Source organism: Frankia sp. RB5, from assembly GCF_059816245.1.
Window position 1 is genome coordinate 22,698 of record NZ_JCBATA010000036.1, and the last position, 18,427, is coordinate 41,124.

The 18,427-nt window shown below is 71.2% G+C and carries 12 protein-coding genes; 5 read left to right on the forward strand and 7 right to left on the reverse strand.

Translation table 11 applies throughout. The features are described 5' to 3' along the window. Nucleotides 1-35: 35 nt before the first annotated feature. Nucleotides 36-3,068 (reverse strand): branched-chain amino acid ABC transporter permease/ATP-binding protein, encoded by a 3,033-nt coding sequence (locus AC6EXY_RS19275; protein WP_101831241.1) that lies wholly within the window; start codon nt 3,066-3,068, stop codon nt 36-38. 248 nt (nt 3,069-3,316) lie between these two features. Between AC6EXY_RS19275 and AC6EXY_RS19280 the strand changes: the two genes are divergently transcribed. Both AC6EXY_RS19280 and cds1 read left to right on the forward strand, forming a co-directional pair. Further along, nucleotides 3,317-4,252 carry a CAP domain-containing protein gene (locus AC6EXY_RS19280; RefSeq protein WP_499817683.1) on the forward strand — a complete coding sequence of 312 codons (936 nt, stop codon included), beginning with the start codon at nt 3,317-3,319 and terminating at the stop codon, nt 4,250-4,252. A 55-nt stretch (nt 4,253-4,307) separates the two neighbouring features. Beyond that, complete coding sequence (cds1, locus tag AC6EXY_RS19285) at nt 4,308-5,396, forward strand: L-cysteine desulfhydrase Cds1 (protein ID WP_101831238.1); 1,089 nt, start codon at nt 4,308-4,310, stop codon at nt 5,394-5,396. Between the two features lie 7 nt (nt 5,397-5,403). Here the strand turns inward: cds1 and AC6EXY_RS19290 are convergent, their stop codons facing one another. The 4 genes from AC6EXY_RS19290 to AC6EXY_RS19305 all read right to left on the reverse strand — a co-directional run bounded on the left by AC6EXY_RS19290 (nt 5,404) and on the right by AC6EXY_RS19305 (nt 7,616). Beyond that, nucleotides 5,404-5,784, reverse strand: coding sequence for a type II toxin-antitoxin system death-on-curing family toxin (locus tag AC6EXY_RS19290; protein WP_101831239.1), 381 nt, complete (start codon nt 5,782-5,784; stop codon nt 5,404-5,406). Beyond that, nucleotides 5,781-5,984, reverse strand: coding sequence for a ribbon-helix-helix protein, CopG family (locus tag AC6EXY_RS19295; protein WP_243407377.1), 204 nt, complete (start codon nt 5,982-5,984; stop codon nt 5,781-5,783). Before AC6EXY_RS19295 ends, AC6EXY_RS19290 begins: the two co-directional genes overlap by 4 nt. A gap of 11 nt (nt 5,985-5,995) precedes the next feature. Next, nucleotides 5,996-7,120 carry an amidohydrolase family protein gene (locus AC6EXY_RS19300; protein ID WP_499817684.1) on the reverse strand — a complete coding sequence of 375 codons (1,125 nt, stop codon included), beginning with the start codon at nt 7,118-7,120 and terminating at the stop codon, nt 5,996-5,998. A gap of 124 nt (nt 7,121-7,244) precedes the next feature. After that, nucleotides 7,245-7,616, reverse strand: coding sequence for a hypothetical protein (locus AC6EXY_RS19305; protein WP_101832073.1), 372 nt, complete (start codon nt 7,614-7,616; stop codon nt 7,245-7,247). Nucleotides 7,617-8,049: 433 nt separating this feature from the next. Here AC6EXY_RS19305 and AC6EXY_RS19310 point away from each other — a divergent pair, with 433 nt between their 5' ends. Beyond that, complete coding sequence (locus tag AC6EXY_RS19310) at nt 8,050-9,108, forward strand: hypothetical protein (protein ID WP_101832072.1); 1,059 nt, start codon at nt 8,050-8,052, stop codon at nt 9,106-9,108. Between the two features lie 17 nt (nt 9,109-9,125). On the opposite strand, the gene AC6EXY_RS19315 is transcribed toward AC6EXY_RS19310, so the two are convergent. Continuing rightward, entirely contained in the window at nt 9,126-10,460 is a 1,335-nt protein-coding gene (locus tag AC6EXY_RS19315; RefSeq protein ID WP_101832071.1) for an alkaline phosphatase PhoX, read from the reverse strand. Between the two features lie 150 nt (nt 10,461-10,610). Between AC6EXY_RS19315 and AC6EXY_RS19320 the strand changes: the two genes are divergently transcribed. Continuing rightward, nucleotides 10,611-10,889, forward strand: coding sequence for a type II toxin-antitoxin system VapB family antitoxin (locus AC6EXY_RS19320; protein ID WP_207770316.1), 279 nt, complete (start codon nt 10,611-10,613; stop codon nt 10,887-10,889). 199 nt (nt 10,890-11,088) lie between these two features. Continuing rightward, nucleotides 11,089-16,530 (forward strand): WD40 domain-containing protein, encoded by a 5,442-nt coding sequence (locus AC6EXY_RS19325; RefSeq protein WP_499817685.1) that lies wholly within the window; start codon nt 11,089-11,091, stop codon nt 16,528-16,530. Nucleotides 16,531-17,255: 725 nt separating this feature from the next. Here AC6EXY_RS19325 and AC6EXY_RS19330 read toward each other — a convergent pair. Continuing rightward, the gene (locus tag AC6EXY_RS19330) at nt 17,256-18,293 is read right to left on the reverse strand and encodes a LysR family transcriptional regulator (RefSeq protein WP_499817686.1); all 1,038 of its coding nucleotides are present in this window, start codon (nt 18,291-18,293) and stop codon (nt 17,256-17,258) included. Nucleotides 18,294-18,427: the final 134 nt, after the last annotated feature.

Sequence of the window (18,427 nt, forward strand, 5' to 3'; positions counted from 1 at the left end):
GTCAGGCGGGGCCCTGAGTCAGGCGCCTTCTCGCGTCAGGTGACGGCGAGGGCGGCGGGCTCCGGCTCGCCCAGGTAGGCGGCCCGCACCCGGGGGTGGGCCGCCACCTGGGCCGGGGTGCCCTCGGCGATGAGCTCGCCGGCGTCGAGCACCACGACCCGGTCGCAGACGTCCATGATCACGTCCATGTCGTGCTCGTTGAGCAGGATGCCGAGGCCCCAGTCGTCGGCGAGGCGGCGCAGCAGGGCCGCGACCTCGGCGCTCTCCGACTCGTCGAGCCCGGCGCAGGGCTCGTCGAGCAGCAGGACGGACGGCCCGGCGGCGACGGCGCGGGCGATCGCGAGCAGGCGGCGCCGGCCGTAGGGCAGGTCGGAGACGACCCGCAGCAGGTCGGGGCGCAGCCCGAAGGCGTCGACGGCGGCGAGCGCCGCGGCGGGCAGCGGGCGCGCGCGCGGGACCAGCAGATCGCTGAGATAGGCGCGGGCATCGCGGCCGTCGCTGGCGGCCTGGATGTTCTCCAGCACGGTGAGGTCCTCGAACAGCTCCAGGTTCTGGAACGACCGGCTCAGCCCGGCGCGGGCCCGGCGGTGCGCGGGCAGGCGGTCGAGACGCTCACCGCCGAGCATCATCGAGGTGGCCGACGCCTGCGCGTAGCCGGTGATGGCATCGATGACCGTCGTCTTGCCCGCGCCGTTCGGGCCGATCATCCCGACGACCTGGCCCGGCAGCACCCGCAGGTCCACCCCGCGCACCGCGGCGACCGCGCCGAAGCGGACCGTCAGCCCCCACACCGACAGCACCGCCGGTGAGGCGGCCACCGCCGCAGAGACGGCCACCGTGGCGTCCACGGCGGGGCCGAGTACCCGGGTCAGCCGGGTGTCGTCGGCGCGGGTGCGGCGTTCGGCGGCGCCGGGGACGAAGCGGTCGTAGAGCCGGCGGGCGGAGCGTGCGTTCTCCGGCGCCATGCCCCCGCCGGAGCGGGACAGCACCGCGACCAGCACTATTCCGCCGATCAGCGGCACGTAGCGGTCGAGGTTGGCGAGCCAGTGCCGCACCGCGCCGCCGAGGACCGCGGCGAGGACGGCGGCCCCGAGCGCCGCGATCCACGGCAGCCAGCGCCGCGCCGTCGCGCCGAGCCGGCCGGGGAACGAGGCCCTGTTCGTCAGCGCCGCGCCGCCGGCCAGGCCCAGCAGGCCGGCGAGCGCGGCGAGCAGGACCCGCAGCAGCGCGCCGAGCCGGCCGAGCCATTCCCCGACCGCCGCGCCGAGCCGGGTCGCGAGCGCCCCGGCGGCCATGGTGGCGCCGGCGAACGACCCGCTGACCCAGCCGACGCCGCCGACGACCGCGTAGGCGATGAGCAGGATCGATGAGAACGGCGCGAACGTCCCGTCACCGAAGTCGAGGTTGCCGCGCTGCCCGTAGACGAAGAACGCGTAGAGCACGCCGCCGAAGCCGGCGATGGCCGCGGACAGCGCGAACGCGTACAGCTTGGCGCCGACGACGCTGATGCCGAGCGCCGCCGCGGCCCGCTCGTTGGTGCGCACCGCGATCAGCCGCCGCCCGGCCCGGCCGCGGCGCAGGTTGGCGACGGCGAGCGCGACGAGGACGAACGCGAGCACCGACACCGTCGCGAAGCCCCGCGGGTCGGTGACCGTGTCGAGGGGGACGCCGAGGAAGCGCTGGCGGCCCACGACGGTCCCCTCCGGCGAGGCGAGGTCACCGAACAGCGAGCCCAGCGCCCTGGCGCTCGCCGGCGGCGGCGAGTGGTAGCCGCGCTGGAACAGCAGCGCGTCGACGGCGGCGCCGAGGCCGAGCGTCACGACCGCGAGCTGCAGGCCCCGGGTGCGCAGCGCCGGCAGCGCGAACAGGAGCCCGACGACGGCGGTGCCGGCCACCCCGACGGCCATCGCCGCCTCCAGCGGCCAGCCGCGGGTCGCCACCAGCCGCCCGGCGATCAGCGCCGCGATCCCGGAGAACGCGAGCTGCGCCAGCGACAGCTGCCCGGTGTACCCGACGAGCACGACCACGGACAGGATGATCAGCGCCCACAGGGCGTTGGCGTCGAGCGCGTCCACCCAGTCGTGCGGCAGCACCCACCAGATCGCCGCGAGCGCCGCGGCGACGGTGACGGCGAGCGCCCGCGGATGGACCCGGCCGCTGCCGAGCACCGGGTGCCGCTCGGCGAGGTGCCCTCGCTCGGGCAGGCCCCGCCCGCGCACGGCCAGGTAGAAGACGATGACGGCGAGCGGCACCGCCCGGTCGACGCCCCGCCAGAACGGGTGACGGGCGACGAGCTGGTACTGCGTCTCCACCTCGATGACGCCGAGGACGAGCCCGCCGAGCAGCACTCCGGGGAACGAGCGGAACCGGGTGACCAGCGCGACGGCCAGCGCGGGGACGATGAGCAACAGCAGGTTCGCCGAGGACAGTGGGTTCTGCAGCGGGGCGAGCAGCACGCCGGCGAGCCCGGCCAGGCCCGAGCCGAGACCCCAGGCGCCGGCGGCGACCGCGTCGACCGACCAGCCCAGCGCCGCGGTGGCCCGCGGGTTCTCGGTGGCGGCGCTCGCGGCGAGACCGAGGGTGGTGCACCGGAACAGCGCCCACAGCCCCGCGATCAGGACGGCGACCGCGCCGAGCCGGACGAACACGTCGACTCCGATGGACTCGCCGAACAGCCGCACCGATCCGGTCGGCAGCACCGTCGGTGACGTGCGTACCGCGCCGGCGAACATCAGTGTCAGCGACGACTGCAGGATGATCAGGAGCCCGAGGGTGGCCATCAGCCGCAGCAGCGGGGTCGCCTCCCGCAACGGGCGCATGACCAGCAGGTGGAAACCGACGCCGATCGCCATCGTGGAGGCGACCGCGAGCAGCGCCGCCGGCGCCAGCGGCAGCCCCCACGCCCCGTGCAGGCCGTGGAAGGCGTAGGCCGCCCAGGCCACCAACGCGCCCTGTGCCATGTTGAGCACGCCGGCGCCCCGCGCGATCACGACCACGCCGGCGGCGACCAGCGCGTACAGCGCACCCGACCCGAGGCTGAGCAGCGCGAAGCCCATGACGTCGTCCACGACCGGTCCCACCCTGCTCCGGGCACCGCCGCACGACGGCACCCTGCGTCATGCCCGCGGCGATCCCTGCGCGGCCGAACTCACGCGGCCGAATTCACTCCGGGACCCCGAAGCCGTTGATCACGGCAACCCGAACGCGACGGTATGGCCGAGGTGTCCGGCCTGACAAGCAAACCCACCACAACGCCGACTTCGTATCGTGGACGCTCGGATGCCTGAAACGGCACGTGAGGATGGCGGTGGGACGGATGACAGAGCTGGTGCCCGGTGCCAACGCACCCCTGCCCCAGGGCCCCGTCCTGGTTCGCCTGAGCGGACCGTTCGATCTGTGTGCGCTGGTCGTCTCCGCGCACGGGAAGGTCGACGGGGACGGCGACTTCGTCTTCTACAACCAGCCGCGCGCCGCGGGCGTCACGCTGGCCGGCGGCGAGGTGACGGTCGACCCGGCGGCGCTGCGCCCCGGCGCCGACCGGGTGGTGATCATGGCCAGTCCCGAGGACGGGACCACCCCCTTCGGGCAGCTGCCGGCCCCGGTGGTGACGCTGCACAACGGCCGGGGCAGCGTCCTGGTCCACTTCGCCCCGCCGCCGCTGACCCGCGAGACGGTACTGACCCTGGTCGAGATCTACCGCCGCGGGCCGGGGTGGAAGGTCCGCGCCGTCGGCCAGGGCTACGCCGACGGCCTCGCCGGCCTCGCCCGCGACTACGGCGTGGTGGTCGACGACGATCCCACCCCCGCCGCGCCGGCCGCACCCCCGGCACCGCCCCCGCCTCCCGCGGCCAGCCGCGACGGGCTCGCGCCGATGCTCGCCCAGGTGGTCGTGCTGACCAACCGGGAGCGCGAGAAGGCGGGGCTCGCGCCGCTGGGCGTCGACCCGATGCTGTGCGCCGCCGCGGACGCGCACAGCCGGGACATGGCGGCCCGCGACTTCTTCGCCCACACCAGCCCCGACGGGCGGACCGTCTCCGACCGGGTGACGGCGCTGGGCTACCGCTACTCGCGGGTCGCGGAGAACATCGCCGCCGGTCAGACGACCGCCGAGGAGGTCGTCACCGGCTGGATGAACAGCCCCGGGCACCGCGCGAACATCCTCATCCCGCAGCTGCGACAGATCGGCGTCGGCCACGCGACCGGCGGCGAGTACGGCACCTACTGGACGCAGGTCTTCGGCACCCAGCTCTGACGGACGGCACTGCTCTGACGGGCGTATCCACATCGAACCAGGTTTGATGAGGTGCATGGATGCCGCGCCGGGCCGGGCGGACCGGGGCTGGATCCGCCAGGCCATCGCCCGGGTCGAGGCCGACACCAACCGCTCGGCCGACACCCATCTGCTGTCGCTGCCGCTGTGGCCGACCGGGCGGGGCGTGGACGTCTACCTCAAGGACGAGTCGACGCATCCGACCGGCTCGCTCAAGCACCGCCTCGCCCGCTCGCTGTTCCTGTACGGGTTGTGCAACGGCTGGATCTGTGCGGGCACGACGATCGTCGAGGCGTCCTCGGGCTCCACCGCCATCTCGGAGGCGTACTTCGCCCGGATGCTCGGCCTTCCGTTCGTCGCGGTGATGCCGGCGTCGACGAGCGCCGCGAAGATCGCGCTGATCGAGCGGGAGGGTGGGCGCTGCCATCTCGTCGAGGACGCGACGACCGTCTACGACGAGGCGCAACGCCTCGCGACGGCCACTGGCGGCCACTACATGGACCAGTTCACCTACGCCGAGCGGGCGACGGACTGGCGGGGCAACAACAACATCGCCGAGTCGATCTTCAGTCAGATGTCGCTGGAACGCCATCCGGTGCCGGCGTGGATCGTCGTCGGCGCCGGCACCGGCGGCACCAGCGCGACGATCGGCCGCTACCTGCGCTACCGCCAGCACGACACCGCCCTGTGTGTCGTCGACCCGGAGGGTTCGGCGTTCCACCGCTCATGGACGACCGGAGACCCGAGCGTGCTCGCGCCGGGCTCGCGGATCGAGGGCATCGGGCGACCGCGGGTCGAGCCGAGCTTCCTGCCCGACGTCGTGGACCGGATGATCCGCGTGCCGGACGCGGCGTCCATCGCCGCGATGCGCCTGCTGCGCGAACTCACCGGCCGCCGCGCCGGCCCGTCCACCGGCACGAACCTGTGGGGCGCCCTGCGGCTCGCCTGCGAGCTCGTCGCCGACGGCCGCACCGGCAGCGTCGTGACCCTGCTCTGCGACTCCGGCGACCGCTACACCGACACCTACTACTCCCCCGCCTGGCTCGCCGCCGCCACCATCGACCCCACAGCGAGCTCCGGCATCCTCCACCACGCCGTCACCACCGCCACCTGGCCCGGCGCCTGACCGGTGGTCAGCGCCATCGCCACGTGCCGTTCACGAGTACCGCGGAGATCTCCTCGACGGAGTCGAACGTGCCGTCGGCGACGCCCGTCACCAGGTCGTAGGCCTCGTCATTGGTGAGGGTCAACCGATGCCCGTTCAGGCCGTAGAAGGCGATGACCGCGCCCAGAGCCAGGCGCTTGTTACCGTCGACGAGAGCGTGGTTGCGGGCCAGCGAGTGCGCGAGGGCGGCGGCCTTGTCGTGCAGCGACGCGTAGGCATCCCGCCCGAACACGCTCGCCTGCGGCCGGGCCAGCGCCGATTCCAGCAGGCCGTGGTCACGGACCTGCGGCGGCGCATACAGAACGCGTTCGGCGACACGCAACAGCTCGGAGAGATTCAGATAGATCATTCGCCGAGGCGACGGAGCGCCTCCGCGTATCGGGGCAGTTCCTCGTCGAGAACCCGATCAAGAAGATCAGCACGGCTGTGCGCTTCGATGTACTCCCGAATCGCCTGCCGAGCGACTTCCTGCATCGAGCGGTGCTCCAACTCGGAACGACGCCGCAGGCCCTCGGCCTCGTCGTCACTCAGGCGCAGAGTCATGGCCATGGCCGATGGTATCACTGGCGATACCATCTGGCGACAGGCTGGCCCCGCAGGATGATGAGGTCGGGGGTGGCGAGGACGGCGAGGTCGGTGCGGGGGTCGGCGGGGTAGATGACGAGGTCGGCGGGGGCGCCTTCGGTGAGGGCGGGATGGCCGAGCCAGGCCCGGGCCGACCAGGTGGCGGCGGCGAGCGCCTCCTCGGCGGACAGGCCGGCGCGGCGAAGTTCGGCGACCTCGGCGGCGACCAGGCCGTGGGGCAGGCTGCCGCCGGCGTCGGTGCCGACGTAGATCGGGATGCCGGCGTCGTGCGCGGCGCCGATCGTGTCGTGCCGGCGGGCGTGCAGGTCCCGCATGTGCCGGGCGTAGGCGGGGAACTTCGCCTCGGCACCGCGGGCGATGTTCTCGAACGTGGCGATGTTGATCAGGGTTGGGACGATCGCGACGCCACGCTCGGCGAACAGCGGGATCGTGTCGGCGGTCAGGCCGCAGGCGTGCTCGACGCAGTCGATGCCGGCGAGGACGAGATCGGCGAGGGAGTCCTCGGCGAAGCAGTGCGCGGTCACCCGCGCGCCGGCGGCGTGCGCCGCGTCGATCGCCGCCCTGGTGGCGTCCGTGGGCCAGCAGGGGGCCAGGTCGCCGAGGTCGCGGTCGATCCAGTCACCGACGAGCTTGACCCATCCGTCACCCCGCGCGGCCTGGGTGACGACCTCGGCGACGAGATCCTCGGGCTCGACCTCGGCGGCGTAGTTGCGGATGTAGCGGCGGGTGCGGGCGATGTGCCGACCGGCACGGACGAGGCGGGGCAGGTCGTCCCGCTCGTCGACCCACCGGGTGTCGGCCGGGGAGCCCGCGTCCCGCAGCAGCAGCGCGCCGGCGGCCCGGTCGGCGGTGATCTGCTCCTCGGCGGTCGGACGGTCGACCGCGCCATGAGCGTCGAGGCCGACGTGGCAGTGCGCGTCGACCAGGCCGGGCAGCGCCCAGCCTGTCACCGTCCGCACGTCCCGCGCGGCGTCCGCGGTCGGCGCCGTGAAGGTGACCCGGCCGTCGACCACCCAGAGCTCGTCCCGGACCTCCTGCGGCCCGACCAGCACCGCTCCGCGGATCCGAAGCGTCGGCCCCCCGCCCACCGCTGCCGCCATGGCACCTCCAGTCCGTCAGAAACCAGCCAGTCCGTCAGAAACCAGCCAGTCCGCCAGGAACCAGCTGTCCGCCAGGAACAGTCTGTCCTTTCCTCGACGAACGGGAGGCGCCGCGCGGGGCGGCTCAGACGTCCAGCTGGCTCTCGATGGCGCGCAGACGGTGGCGGGCCAGGGCGAGGTTGGCCCGGTTCTTGTCGAGCACGAGGTAGAGGAACAGCCCGCGCCCGGAGTGGCTCTGGAGCAGCCGGATCAGGTGATACTGGCGGCCGAGGGTGATGAGGATGTCCTCGATCGTGTCCTGCAGGCCCAGGCTCTCCATGGTGCGCAGCTTCGCCCGGATGACCTCGGTGTTCCCGGCGGCGGCGGCCTCGAGGTCCAGCGCGTGCGAGTTGCCGGCCGTGCCGAGGGTCATGCCGCTGGTGAAGTCCACGAGGGCGGCCCCGAGGGCGCCGCCGATCTCGAGTGACTCCTTCAGCGCAATATCAACACTGTTCATATCGCCTCCAGCATTCTTGAGGTGGACGGGTCCCGCGACGCCGCCCTCGCCGTGCACTGACACCAGCTCACGCGAACCGCGCGACAAACGTCCCCGCATCACAGTCCCTCGCAGATGTGAAACTACCCGATCTACGACTGCTCGGACAGAGTTTAGCCAACAACGGCAGGTCCGACCAGGCCGGGCCAAAAAGAAAACAGTGCCCGAACCGCACCCACTCGGTGAGGGCCACCAAGAAAACCTCGACGTCATCAAGATCTGTTAAATCGAAATAGACCAGGTGCGATTAGATCACCGATAAGACTGATTAATGCGATCACGCGGACGGATAGGCGGACCGTCAGGTCCGCGACCTGCCCTCTTCGATCGGCCGGCCGCACTGCGCCCCATATCGGCGGTGACGAACGGCGGGATCGCGGGTAGGAGCGCCGCCATGGTCGACCCCCAGGCGACGGACCACAGGCGGCCACGCGACGACGCGCGCCGACTCCGATCGGCCCCCCGACCGGAGCCACGATCACCACACCGCCCGGCCAGGCTGCCGCTGCCGCTCGCCGTCGCGGCCGTGCTCGTCGCGGCCCTGCTGGGGTCAGGCTGCGGTGCGTCGCACCACGAGGACGCCGACGCCGCCCCCGCAAACCCCTACGCCTCAGGCCGTCCGGGGCGCGTGGAGGAGCCGGCTCGCCCCGCGGGCGGCGGCGCCGACGGCCCGCAGCTCCCGCTCGGCGGGCGGACCCTGCTGCCCGCCTACCGGATCGTGGCGCACTACGGCTCGGCGGGCGGCGGCGCGCTCGGTGTCCTCGGGGAGGGCACACCCGACCAGGCCGCGCGGCGCGTCCTCGCGGCCGCGGCACCGTTCGCCGCGGGTGGCCGGCCGGTGCAGCCGGCGATGGAGCTCATCACGACCGTCGCGTCGGCGTCGCCGGGCCCGGACGGGCTGTACAGCTCGACGCTGCCCGACTCGGCCGTCCAGGCGTATCTCGACACCGCCCGGGCGCACCGCATGCTGCTCATCCTGGACCTTCAGCCCGGCCGCGGCCGTTTCCTCGACCAGGCCCGCCGCTATGAGCGCTTCCTGCGCGAACCGGACGTCGGCCTCGCCCTCGACCCGGAATGGAAGATGGGCCCGACGCAGATTCCCGGCAAGCAGATCGGCAGCAGCGACGCGGCGGGCCTGAACGAGGTCTCCGCCTGGCTCACCGGGATCGTCCGCGCACGTCATCTTCCGCAGAAGCTGTTCGTGATTCACCAGTTCACGCAGTCGATGCTGCCCGATCGACCGGCGATCGCCGCCCATCCGGAACTGGCGACCGTGTTCCACATCGACGGCTTCGGCGTCCGGCACGACAAGCTCGCGAAGTACGCCCTGCTCGCCGCCCGCCCACCGTTCTTCACCGGCTTCAAGCTCTTCCTCGACGAGGACACGAACATGTTCAGCCCGGCGGAGACGCTGGCTCTCACGCCCCCGCCGGACCTCATCACCTACCAGTGATCACCAGCCGGTGATCGTCAGCCGCGCCACCACGGACCGGTGATGGCCACGGTGATCCCCTCGCCCTGGACGTTGGCGTACAGCCAGCGCCCGTCGGCGGAGAAGGTCGCGCCGGCCCACTCGCTGTCACTGGCGGCGTTGCGGGCCAGCGGGTAGGGCGTGCCGTCCTCCGACGGGGCGACGAGGTAGTTCTCGCCATCGCCGTCCTCGCACAGCACGATCCCACCGAACGGCGAGATGCCGATGTTGTCCGGCGAGTCGAACCGGCCGCCCGGCTCCAGACGCAGGACGAGCTCGAGCGTCGAGCGCCGCGGCTCGAACCGCCACACCTGCCCGACGTGGTTCGCCGCCGCGCCCTCCGACGTCTTCGCGTAGCTGGAGACGATGTAGACGACCCCGTCGGACCAGAAGATCCCCTCGGCCTTCGGCACCCGCGTGACCTTGGCGTTGTCGAGCTGCGCACGCACCGAGACGGTCGTGGCGTCCGGGTCCGGCACGTCGACCCAGGTGACGTTGAGCTTCGTGCCCAGGTCGCGCACGATCGACAGGTCACGGGTGCTCGGCACCTGCAGCGCCTGCAGCTTCCCGCCGGCCCGCAGGGTGCCCGGGCCGCCGCGCGGGTTGCGCGGCAGGAAGCGGTAGACGAGGCCGTACGGCTTGGCCGCGTCCTCGGTCAGGTACAGGATGCCGGTGTGCGGGTCGACGGCGACGGCCTCGTGCGCGAAACGGCCGAGCGCGGTCAGCGGCACCGGTGCCGCGTCGTGCAGCCGACCGAACGGGTCGACCTCGAAGACGTAGCCGTGCTTCTTCGTCAGCACCGCCTCGGTCGCCGGCGTCGCCTCGGTCTCCTCGCATGACAGCCACGTCCCCCACGGCGTGCCGCCGCCGGCGCAGTTGCGGTAGGTGCCCGCGAGGCTCGGCACGTGGCTGAGCAGCTTGTCACCCTCGACGGCGAGCGTCGTCGTCCCGCCCGGCGCGGCCGGGTCGTAGACGAGGCCCGGCCGCTGCGGCACGATCGGGTCCTTCGTCCCCGGCGACAGCTCGTGGTTGCGCACCAGCAGGCTGCGCCCCGGCCCGGCGGGGAACGCGCGCATGCCGTCGTGCGACGCCGGCACCGCCCCGCCGCCGTTCAGCGTGTCCTTGCCCGCGCGGGAGAACACCGTGTAGCGGAAGCCCTTTGGCAGGTCGATGACCCCGTTCGGGTCCGCGACGAGCTCCCCATAGCCGCGGAACGCCTTCGGCGACGCCGCGTTCGCCGTCCCCGCGAAGACGGCGTCCACCGCCCCCGCCAGCACGAATCCCAGCCCGGCGGTCCCCGCCCCGGCCATCACCTGTCGACGATTCACGGACATGCGTCTCCTCCTCCGGCACCGGGTCCCAACGGCACCGAAGCGAAACGCTCACAGCCCAAGATGACCGTGAATCAACGCGCCCGGAAACATCAGTACACGCACAACCATCCGTCCCGGTGGCCGGTACCGGACAGACCTGGAAGGAGCGTGATGGGCACGCTCCGGATCCGGCAGACTTCCGCCATGGCCCTGACCATCGACGACCCCGCGACCGAACAGCTCGCCGCCGACGTGGCCGCCCTCACCGGCGAGACGACGACGAAGGCGATCACCGTCGCGCTGCGGGAGCGCCGCGCCCGCCTGACCGCCGCCCGCGCCGCCGCCGACCGCCGCGCGCGCCTCCTGCGCTTCCTCGCGGACGACACCCAGCCGCAGACCTCCCCGGACGAGCGTGAGGAGATCCTCGGCCACGGCCCCCCGGCCCTCTGACCGTCGGCTTCCGCTCTCACCGCCTGCCCAGCTTCCGCCGCGTTACCGCGGTAACGCGGTTTTTCGCGGTCACGGCAATCGTCTCGAACCGGCGTGGCGCCACATGCTCAAGTCAGTTCGCAGGCGATTGCCCCCAGGGGGCGACGTCAGCCCTCGGAGCAGATTGCCATGAATGTGGCGGGTCTGCCACGCTGTGTTCATGGGGGAACATGCCGGGGGCGCGGCCGAGCATCTGTTCATCAGCGTCGCGGGCCCGGACCGGCCGTGGGCACGCTGGGTCGCCGCGAAGCTGAAGGCAGAGGGGTTCCGCGTCGAGTACGACGAATGGGACTGGGCGGCAGGCAGCAGCTTCGTCGGCCGAATGGACGAGGCTCTGGCCACCGCCAACCGGATGATCGCGATCCTCTCCCCGCACTACTTCGACCCGGCCAGCTACGGCCGAGCCGAACGCGAGGCAGCCCTCATCCGCGCCCACGAGCGTGAAGGATTCCTCGTCCCCGTCCGTGTCTCCCCCTGCGAGCTGACGCCGCTGGTCAGCCGCCTGTCGTTCATCGACCTCGTCGGCTGCGACGAGCGGGAAGCCGCGACCCGGCTCATCACCGGCCTACGCGGCCCGCGGCATCCGGACCACAGCGAGCGGATTGTCTGGCCGGGCGACGCGCCCTCGCCAGCGCCCTTCCCAGGCCCCGGCCCCGTCGGCGCGGAAGGCAACGACCGCCGGCGACCGGGTGGCGGTTCGGTTCGCGACGCGGTGACCGTGCTGCACCTGCCCGAGCTCCGCGCCGGCCTGGACGGCGCACCGCTACCACTGGCCGAACTGCCCAACCGGGTCGCCGAGGATGTGGCGGCTTTGGATCCGGCCTGGTCACCGGACCTGGTGGTGGTGACCGGCGACGTCGCCGAACACGGTCTGCGCCGCGAATACGAGACAGCCGTGCAGACGTTCGACGACCTCCTGGGCGCCTTCGGCCTGTCCCGATCCCGCCTGGTGATGGTGGCTGGCTCGCGAGACGTGAACCTGGCTGCCTGCCGCTCCTACTTCGACACCTGCGAGGCCGACGAAATCGACCCAGAACCGCCCTACTGGCCGAAGTGGCGCCATTTCGCCGTCATGATCGAGAATTTCTACGCGGGCGCGGGCGCGGCCGGCGCCGCGGGCGGGGTGTTCGCGGTCGGCCAGGAATGGTCGCTGTTCCCCATCGACGAGCTCAACCTGGTCGTGGCCGCCATGAACTCGACCATGGACGTCACGCATCATGCGCCGAATGACCGCCGGACGATCGGTGCGGCCCAGGAGCAGCGGTTCGCCTCCCGTCTGGCCGCCTACGCACAGCGCGGATGGCTCAGGCTCGGCGCGGTTCAGGAGATGGAGTCCGCCGCCTCGCTCGCCGCCAGCCTGAGGCACCGCAGCGACCTTCTGGGCATGCTCAATCTTGTCCTGAGCGGTCAGGACGACACACATCGCGGGGTCAAGGTCGGGCGGGCCCTCCGGGTCGGAGTGCCGTCCGGCCGCCACGACCCCGCGAAGCCGGAGGCCGAGTCCGCGCCGCGTTACCAACTCGCCCGGGTCGAACGGGACGGGCTCACCCGCCGCCTGCGTCACTGGTCCGCGGAATCTGCGCAGTGGGCTGACCTGGGCGCCGAGCCTCTCCGGCGCACGGCCAGACACTGGGCGGGAATTGACGCCACGCTCCCCGACCCGGCCGCGCAGCCCGACAACCCGTCCGATCGGCATGGCCGTAACGACCAGGACCGGGCCGAACGGCGAGGGCAGGAGACTCACCGAGAACGGTTCGTGGACCGGGTCGCCGAGGTCGCGCGGCTGCTGCACTCCGTCGAGGCTCCGCACCAGGTATCCGTCCTCGAGATCTCCCCCGCCGGTGGCGGTGTTCCGGGCTACCTTCGAGTCACCTGCCGTGACGGGACAATCGTCACGCAGCATCCCGTCGGCGTACTCGACGGCACTCCCGACGCCGACGACGTCCAGGCGTTCGCCGCCCAGGTACACCGCGGCTACGCGGCGTTCGACCCGATGCTCGTGTCCACGCTGGTCTACGGCGGCGACCCGGCGGCGCCGGCGCTGGTGGACGCGGCGCTGCGCCAGAGCGTGCGGCTGGTCAGCTTCGTCCAGTACCAGGGGCTCATCGACCTGCGGTCCTACGTCGCCGACCAGACCGAGCGGCTGCGACGCGACCCGATCTACCCGCCGTCGCTCTACCTGACGCAGCGCTTCCAACACCTCGATCGCACCCTCGTCGCCGGCGCGACGCTCGACGGCGAGGACGCCCGGGCACAACTCCTGGACTGGATGGCCGCCGACGAGGGCGGCCTCGTCCTGGTCCTGGGCGATTTCGGCCGAGGAAAGACCTTCCTTCTCCACGAGCTCGCCCGCGCCCTGCCCGAGCATCTGCCGCACGTCGTCCCGATGCTCGTCGAACTGCGTCACCTGGAGAAGACGCATGGCCTCGACGAACTGCTCGCCGCCCACCTGGCCGGCGCCGGCGTTCCCCGCTTCGACCGCGACGCGCTGCGTTACATGCTGCGCAACGGCCGGATCGTGCTCCTCTTCGACGGCTTCGACGAACTGGCCCTGCGCGTCACCTACGAACGCGCCGCCGAGCACCTGACGACGCTCCTCGACGCCCTGCAAGGCCGCGCGAAGATGGTCCTCACCAGCCGCAGCCAGCATTTCCGCTCCGACCACCAGGTCCGCACCGCCCTCGCGGCCCGCCTCGACACCGCCAACCGCCGCGGCCTGATCGAGCTGGACGACTTCACCGACGAGCAGATCGAGGCGTTCCTCACTCGCTTCTACGAGGGCGACACCGCCCGCGCCGCCGACCGCCTCGCCCTCATCCGCGACATCCACGACCTGCTCGGACTCAGCCGCAATCCGCGGATGCTCGGCTTCATCGCCCGCCTGGACGAGTCACGGCTGCGCGAGGTCCAAGCCGCCACCGGCACGATCAGCTCCGCCGACCTCTACCGCGAACTCATCGCCGCGTGGCTCGACTACGAGTCAGCGCGTGCCCGCCCGTCCGGCGCCGCCCCCGCCCTGACCACCGAGGACCGCCTCGCCGCCGTCACCGCGCTGGCCGTGAAGCTCTGGCAGTCCACCGAGCGCACCGTCAGCACCCGCGAGCTCGCCGCCACCGCCGGCACCGTCCTGACCACCCTCGACGCCCACGGCCTCGACTCCGACCACGCCGCCCACCAGGTCGGCTCCGGCACCCTGCTCGTCCGCACCGGCGACGACGCCTTCACCTTCGTCCACGCCTCGGTGATGGAATACCTCGTCGCCACCGCCTGCACCCCCCACCTGCGCACCGCCGGCGTCACCGTCGAGCCCCTCACCCAGCGCCCCGTCTCCACCCTCATGGCCGACTTCGTCGCCGGCCTCGCCGGCTGGCCCGCCACCCTCCGCTGGGCCCGCAGCATCCTTGCTGACGACGACGCCACGGCTGCGGCCCGCCGCAACGCCCTGGCGCTCGCCCGCCGCCACCACGCGGACCTCACTCGCCGCCACGGCAAGGCCCACGCACACGCCCATCGCCTGACCCTGACCCGCGGCGCCCACCTGGCCGGCGCCGATCTAACCGGCGCCGACCTGTCCGGCTTGGACCTCACCGACGCCGACCTCACCAACGCCGACCTCACCGGTGCAACTCTCACCAGCACCACGCTGCGCGGTGCACATCTTGCCAGCGCAACCCTGCATCGAGCGGCCCTCATCGATGCTGACCTCACCGGCGCCAACCTGACCGATGCCGACTGCACGTCCGCCCGGTTTGAGCGCTGCACGGTCACCGCTGCGACGATCGACGGCGGCGATTGGTTCCAGGCAGCCCTCCTCGGCTGCACCACCGATCCTCGCCTAGCCAGCAACCCAGAGCTTCGGCAGGCCGCTCTGACAGGCCGCGACAGGCCGACCCTATGCACCCCAGCAGCCGGCCCTGTGCAGAATGTCGTGTTCTCACCTGATGGACGGCTCGTGGCCTATTCTGCATACAGCACTCTCGTTCTTACAGACAGTCGTACGGGCACTGTCCTGCGCACTCTCACCGGACATAGCGGTGCGGTCTCTTCGGTGGCCTTTTCTCCCGACGGCGACTGCATCGCCACCGCTAGCTACGACCGAACCGCACGTCTTTGGGAAACCACCTCCGGGAGCTGCAAGCACATTCTGACTGGTCACGCCAGCAAGGTTCTGGCAGTAGAGTTTTCGCCTGATGGCATTCATCTCGCCACTAGCTGCGACGACGGCACCGCACGTCTATGGGACACCACCAACGGAACCTGCACCCACACACTCACCGGCCACACCGGCCCAGTCCGGGACGTCGCATTTTCACCCGACGGCACTCACCTCGCCACCACCAGCGACGACGGCACCGCGCGCCTATGGAACACCACTAGCGGAACCTGCACCCACACACTCACCGGCCACACGGACAGCGTTACAGCGGTTGCCTTTTCCCCCGACGGCACCCGCCTCGCCACGGCCAGCAATGACGGCACCGCACTACTATGGAACACCACCAACGTAACCTGCACCCACACACTCACCGGCCACACCGGCCCAGTCCGGGACGTCGCATTTTCACCCGACGGCACTCACCTCGTCACCACCAGCGGCGATAACACCGCGCGCCTATGGAATACCACCGTGGGATCCTGCACTCATTCGCTCACGGGCAACACCAGTCCGGTCTGGGACGTCAGGTTCTCCCCCGACGGAAGCTATCTTGCCGCCGCTACTGACAGCGGCATAGTGCGTATATGGGACTCCACCGGAACGTGCGCCCACACACTAACCGGCCACACCAGCGTGGCATGGGAGGTCGCCATATCGCCAAATGGCAGTCAACTCGCTACGGCAAGCATCGACCAGACCGCTCGCCTATGGGACACCACCACAGGAACCTGCACTCACACACTCACCGGCCACACCGGCCCAGTCCGGGACGTCGCATTTTCACCCGACGGCACTTACCTCGCCACCACCAGCGACGACGGCACCGCACGCCTATGGAACACCACTAGCGGAACCTGCACCCACACACTCACCGGCCACACGGACAGCGTTACAACGGTTGCCTTTTCCCCCGATGGCACCCGCCTCGCCACGGCCAGCAATGACGGCACCGCACGCCTATGGAACACCACCAACGTAACCTTCCTCTGCGCGATCACCGGTCACGCGGCCGATGTTACGTACATCGCATTTTCCCCCGACGGCACCCACCTCGCCACGGCCAGCGATGACGGATCGGCTCGGATGTGGGATGTAGCCACCGGAACCTGCATTCACACCTTCATCGGTCATACGAGCGTGCTGTGGGAGATTAGCTTCTCCCCCGATGGCACGGTTCTTGTCACAGCAGGCGAGGACGGCACCTGCCGGACGTGGAACACCACGACTGGTGAGCTGACCTCCACACTGATCGGGCTGGGTGACGGCGGATGGATCACTCATCTTCAAAGAAATCATTACCGCGCGTCAAGCGCCGACGATGACGTCTCGTGGTGGGCGATGGGGCTGTGCCGTTTCCAGCTGGGCGAGCTGGATGCCTATGTTCCCGGAATGACCCGCATCGGCAATCTCGCGGGCCAACATCCGGGCCCCTCAATTCAGCACTGATCTTCGCCGTCGACGCTTCACATCCAGGCTTCGTGTCCTGGTGGGAAATGGGGATGCGCTGAATCAAGACCAGCGAGCCTGACCGGCTCATGCCAAGTCTGACCGCGGCTCGACGATGCTGGCGGTCGAACCACCTGAGGCTCGGCAGCGTGCCGTCACACCGCAAGGTCGAGAGGGCCGTCCAGGATGCGATCAGTGTCGGCAGGCCGTTCGCGGGTGAGGGGGCCTCGGGCCGGGACAGGGTTGCCGCGACCTGCGACAGTTCCTCGTCCTGGGTGATGAGCAGTCGCAGCCGACGGACCTGGCTCGGGCTGAGCTGGTCGATGAGACAGTGCATGTCCTCGTGGTCGCGGGCAACGCTCACGCGACGAACATATTTCGGCCGGCCCGAGCCGGGGTGGCTCTCGAGTTGCCGACGCGGACAGAGGTGGCTCCTGCGTGGCCGGCGCGCACCCCATGTTGCGATCTTCGTGGGTGTTGTCGCAGCGGGTCGTGGCAGCCATCTGGCCGTTTCACGGCAGGCCGTGTCGCGTAATCCGTGTCAAAGCGGACGGGCAACCGCGAATTCGCGACACGGAGCCGCCGCCCCCCGTAGGCACTTCCCGCCCGCGGGAAGTATGCCCGATATGCAGCTTACGCGGAGCGGTCGACCCTCTGGATCCAGGCCCAACAGGAACTCAGAACTACATGCAGTCGGCCACGGAGATCGCATCTCCCTCCGCGGCCTACCGCGCGAGCAAGGAGGCGGATTCACCGTCGCCGGTGGGAGGTGGAGGCGGCGAGTCGGCGGCCGGATGCGACTCGGGCGATGTCGGGGCGGTTGTGGGCGGGTGGGGGGTGAGCAGGCGGGTGCCGTCGGGGAGGTTGCCGGTGGCGGAGGCGTCGCGGAGGTACTCCCACAGGGCGCGTTGGAGTTCGACGGCGGCGCGGGTGGGCTCGACGTCGCGGCGACGCGCCAGGCCGATGGTGCGTTGCAGGCCGGGGGGCACGAACGGGGTGACGCGCATACCCAGACGGCGGGCCACCATGCTGGGAATGACGGCACTTCCGAGGCCGGCGGTGACGAAGCCGAGGACGGCGTCCATCTCGCCGCCCTCGATGGCGAACGTCGGCTCGAAGCCGGCCTCGCGGCAGGCTCCGACCGTCGCCTCGCGCAGGTCGTAGCCGCGGCGGAACATCACCAGCGGATGGTCACGCAGGTCGGGGACGGCCAGCGGACGGCCGGTGACCACCGGCGGCTCGTCCAGGGAGGAGACGAGGACGAGGCTCTCCCGGATCAGGGGGGAGGTCGCGAGGGCGGGGTCGGAGCTGTGCAGCGGCAGGATGATCAGCGCGAGGTCGAGGCCGCCGCCGGCGAGGTCACGGACCAGGTCGCGGGAGCCGCCCTCCTCGACGAGCAGGCGGATGCCGGGGTAGCGCTGGTGGAACAGGCGCAGCACGTCGGGCAGGAAGCCGGTACACAGGCTGGGGGTGGCGCCGAGACGGACCGTGCCGTGGCGCAGGTCGAGCAGCTCGGTGACACGCTGGCGGGCCGTCTCCGTGTCGGCGAGGATACGGCGGGCGAGCGGCAGCAGGGTCTCGCCGGCGGCGGTCAGGCTGATGTTGCCGCGGGCCCGGTTGAACAGTGGTGCTCCCAACTCCTGTTCGAGCGCCCGGACCTGTTGGGACAACGAGGGTTGCGCCACATGCATCCGCTGCGCGGCCCGGGTGAAATGCCGGGTCTCCGCGACGGCGACGAAATAGGCGAGCTGGTGGAGCTGCACGCCCGCCAGCGTAGACCTCCATAGGGGTCGGCTATGGAGTCCAGCCTTATCATGTCTTGGACCACTGGACAGCGTGGTTCTAGGGTGCGTGCGTGGCTGTAACAACCCCAACGCGACCGGCGCCCGCCGCGCGC

Coding starts and splice junctions, on each gene's coding strand:
- AC6EXY_RS19280 (WP_499817683.1), top strand. CDS start 3,317: ATGACAGAGCTGGTGCCCGGTGCCAACGCACCCCTGCCCCAGGGCCCC.
- cds1 (WP_101831238.1), top strand. CDS start 4,308: ATGGATGCCGCGCCGGGCCGGGCGGACCGGGGCTGGATCCGCCAGGCC.
- AC6EXY_RS19290 (WP_101831239.1), bottom strand. CDS start 5,784: ATGATCTATCTGAATCTCTCCGAGCTGTTGCGTGTCGCCGAACGCGTT.
- AC6EXY_RS19295 (WP_243407377.1), bottom strand. CDS start 5,984: ATGGCCATGACTCTGCGCCTGAGTGACGACGAGGCCGAGGGCCTGCGG.
- AC6EXY_RS19300 (WP_499817684.1), bottom strand. CDS start 7,120: ATGGCGGCAGCGGTGGGCGGGGGGCCGACGCTTCGGATCCGCGGAGCG.
- AC6EXY_RS19305 (WP_101832073.1), bottom strand. CDS start 7,616: ATGAACAGTGTTGATATTGCGCTGAAGGAGTCACTCGAGATCGGCGGC.
- AC6EXY_RS19310 (WP_101832072.1), top strand. CDS start 8,050: ATGGTCGACCCCCAGGCGACGGACCACAGGCGGCCACGCGACGACGCG.
- AC6EXY_RS19315 (WP_101832071.1), bottom strand. CDS start 10,460: ATGTCCGTGAATCGTCGACAGGTGATGGCCGGGGCGGGGACCGCCGGG.
- AC6EXY_RS19320 (WP_207770316.1), top strand. CDS start 10,611: ATGGGCACGCTCCGGATCCGGCAGACTTCCGCCATGGCCCTGACCATC.
- AC6EXY_RS19325 (WP_499817685.1), top strand. CDS start 11,089: ATGGGGGAACATGCCGGGGGCGCGGCCGAGCATCTGTTCATCAGCGTC.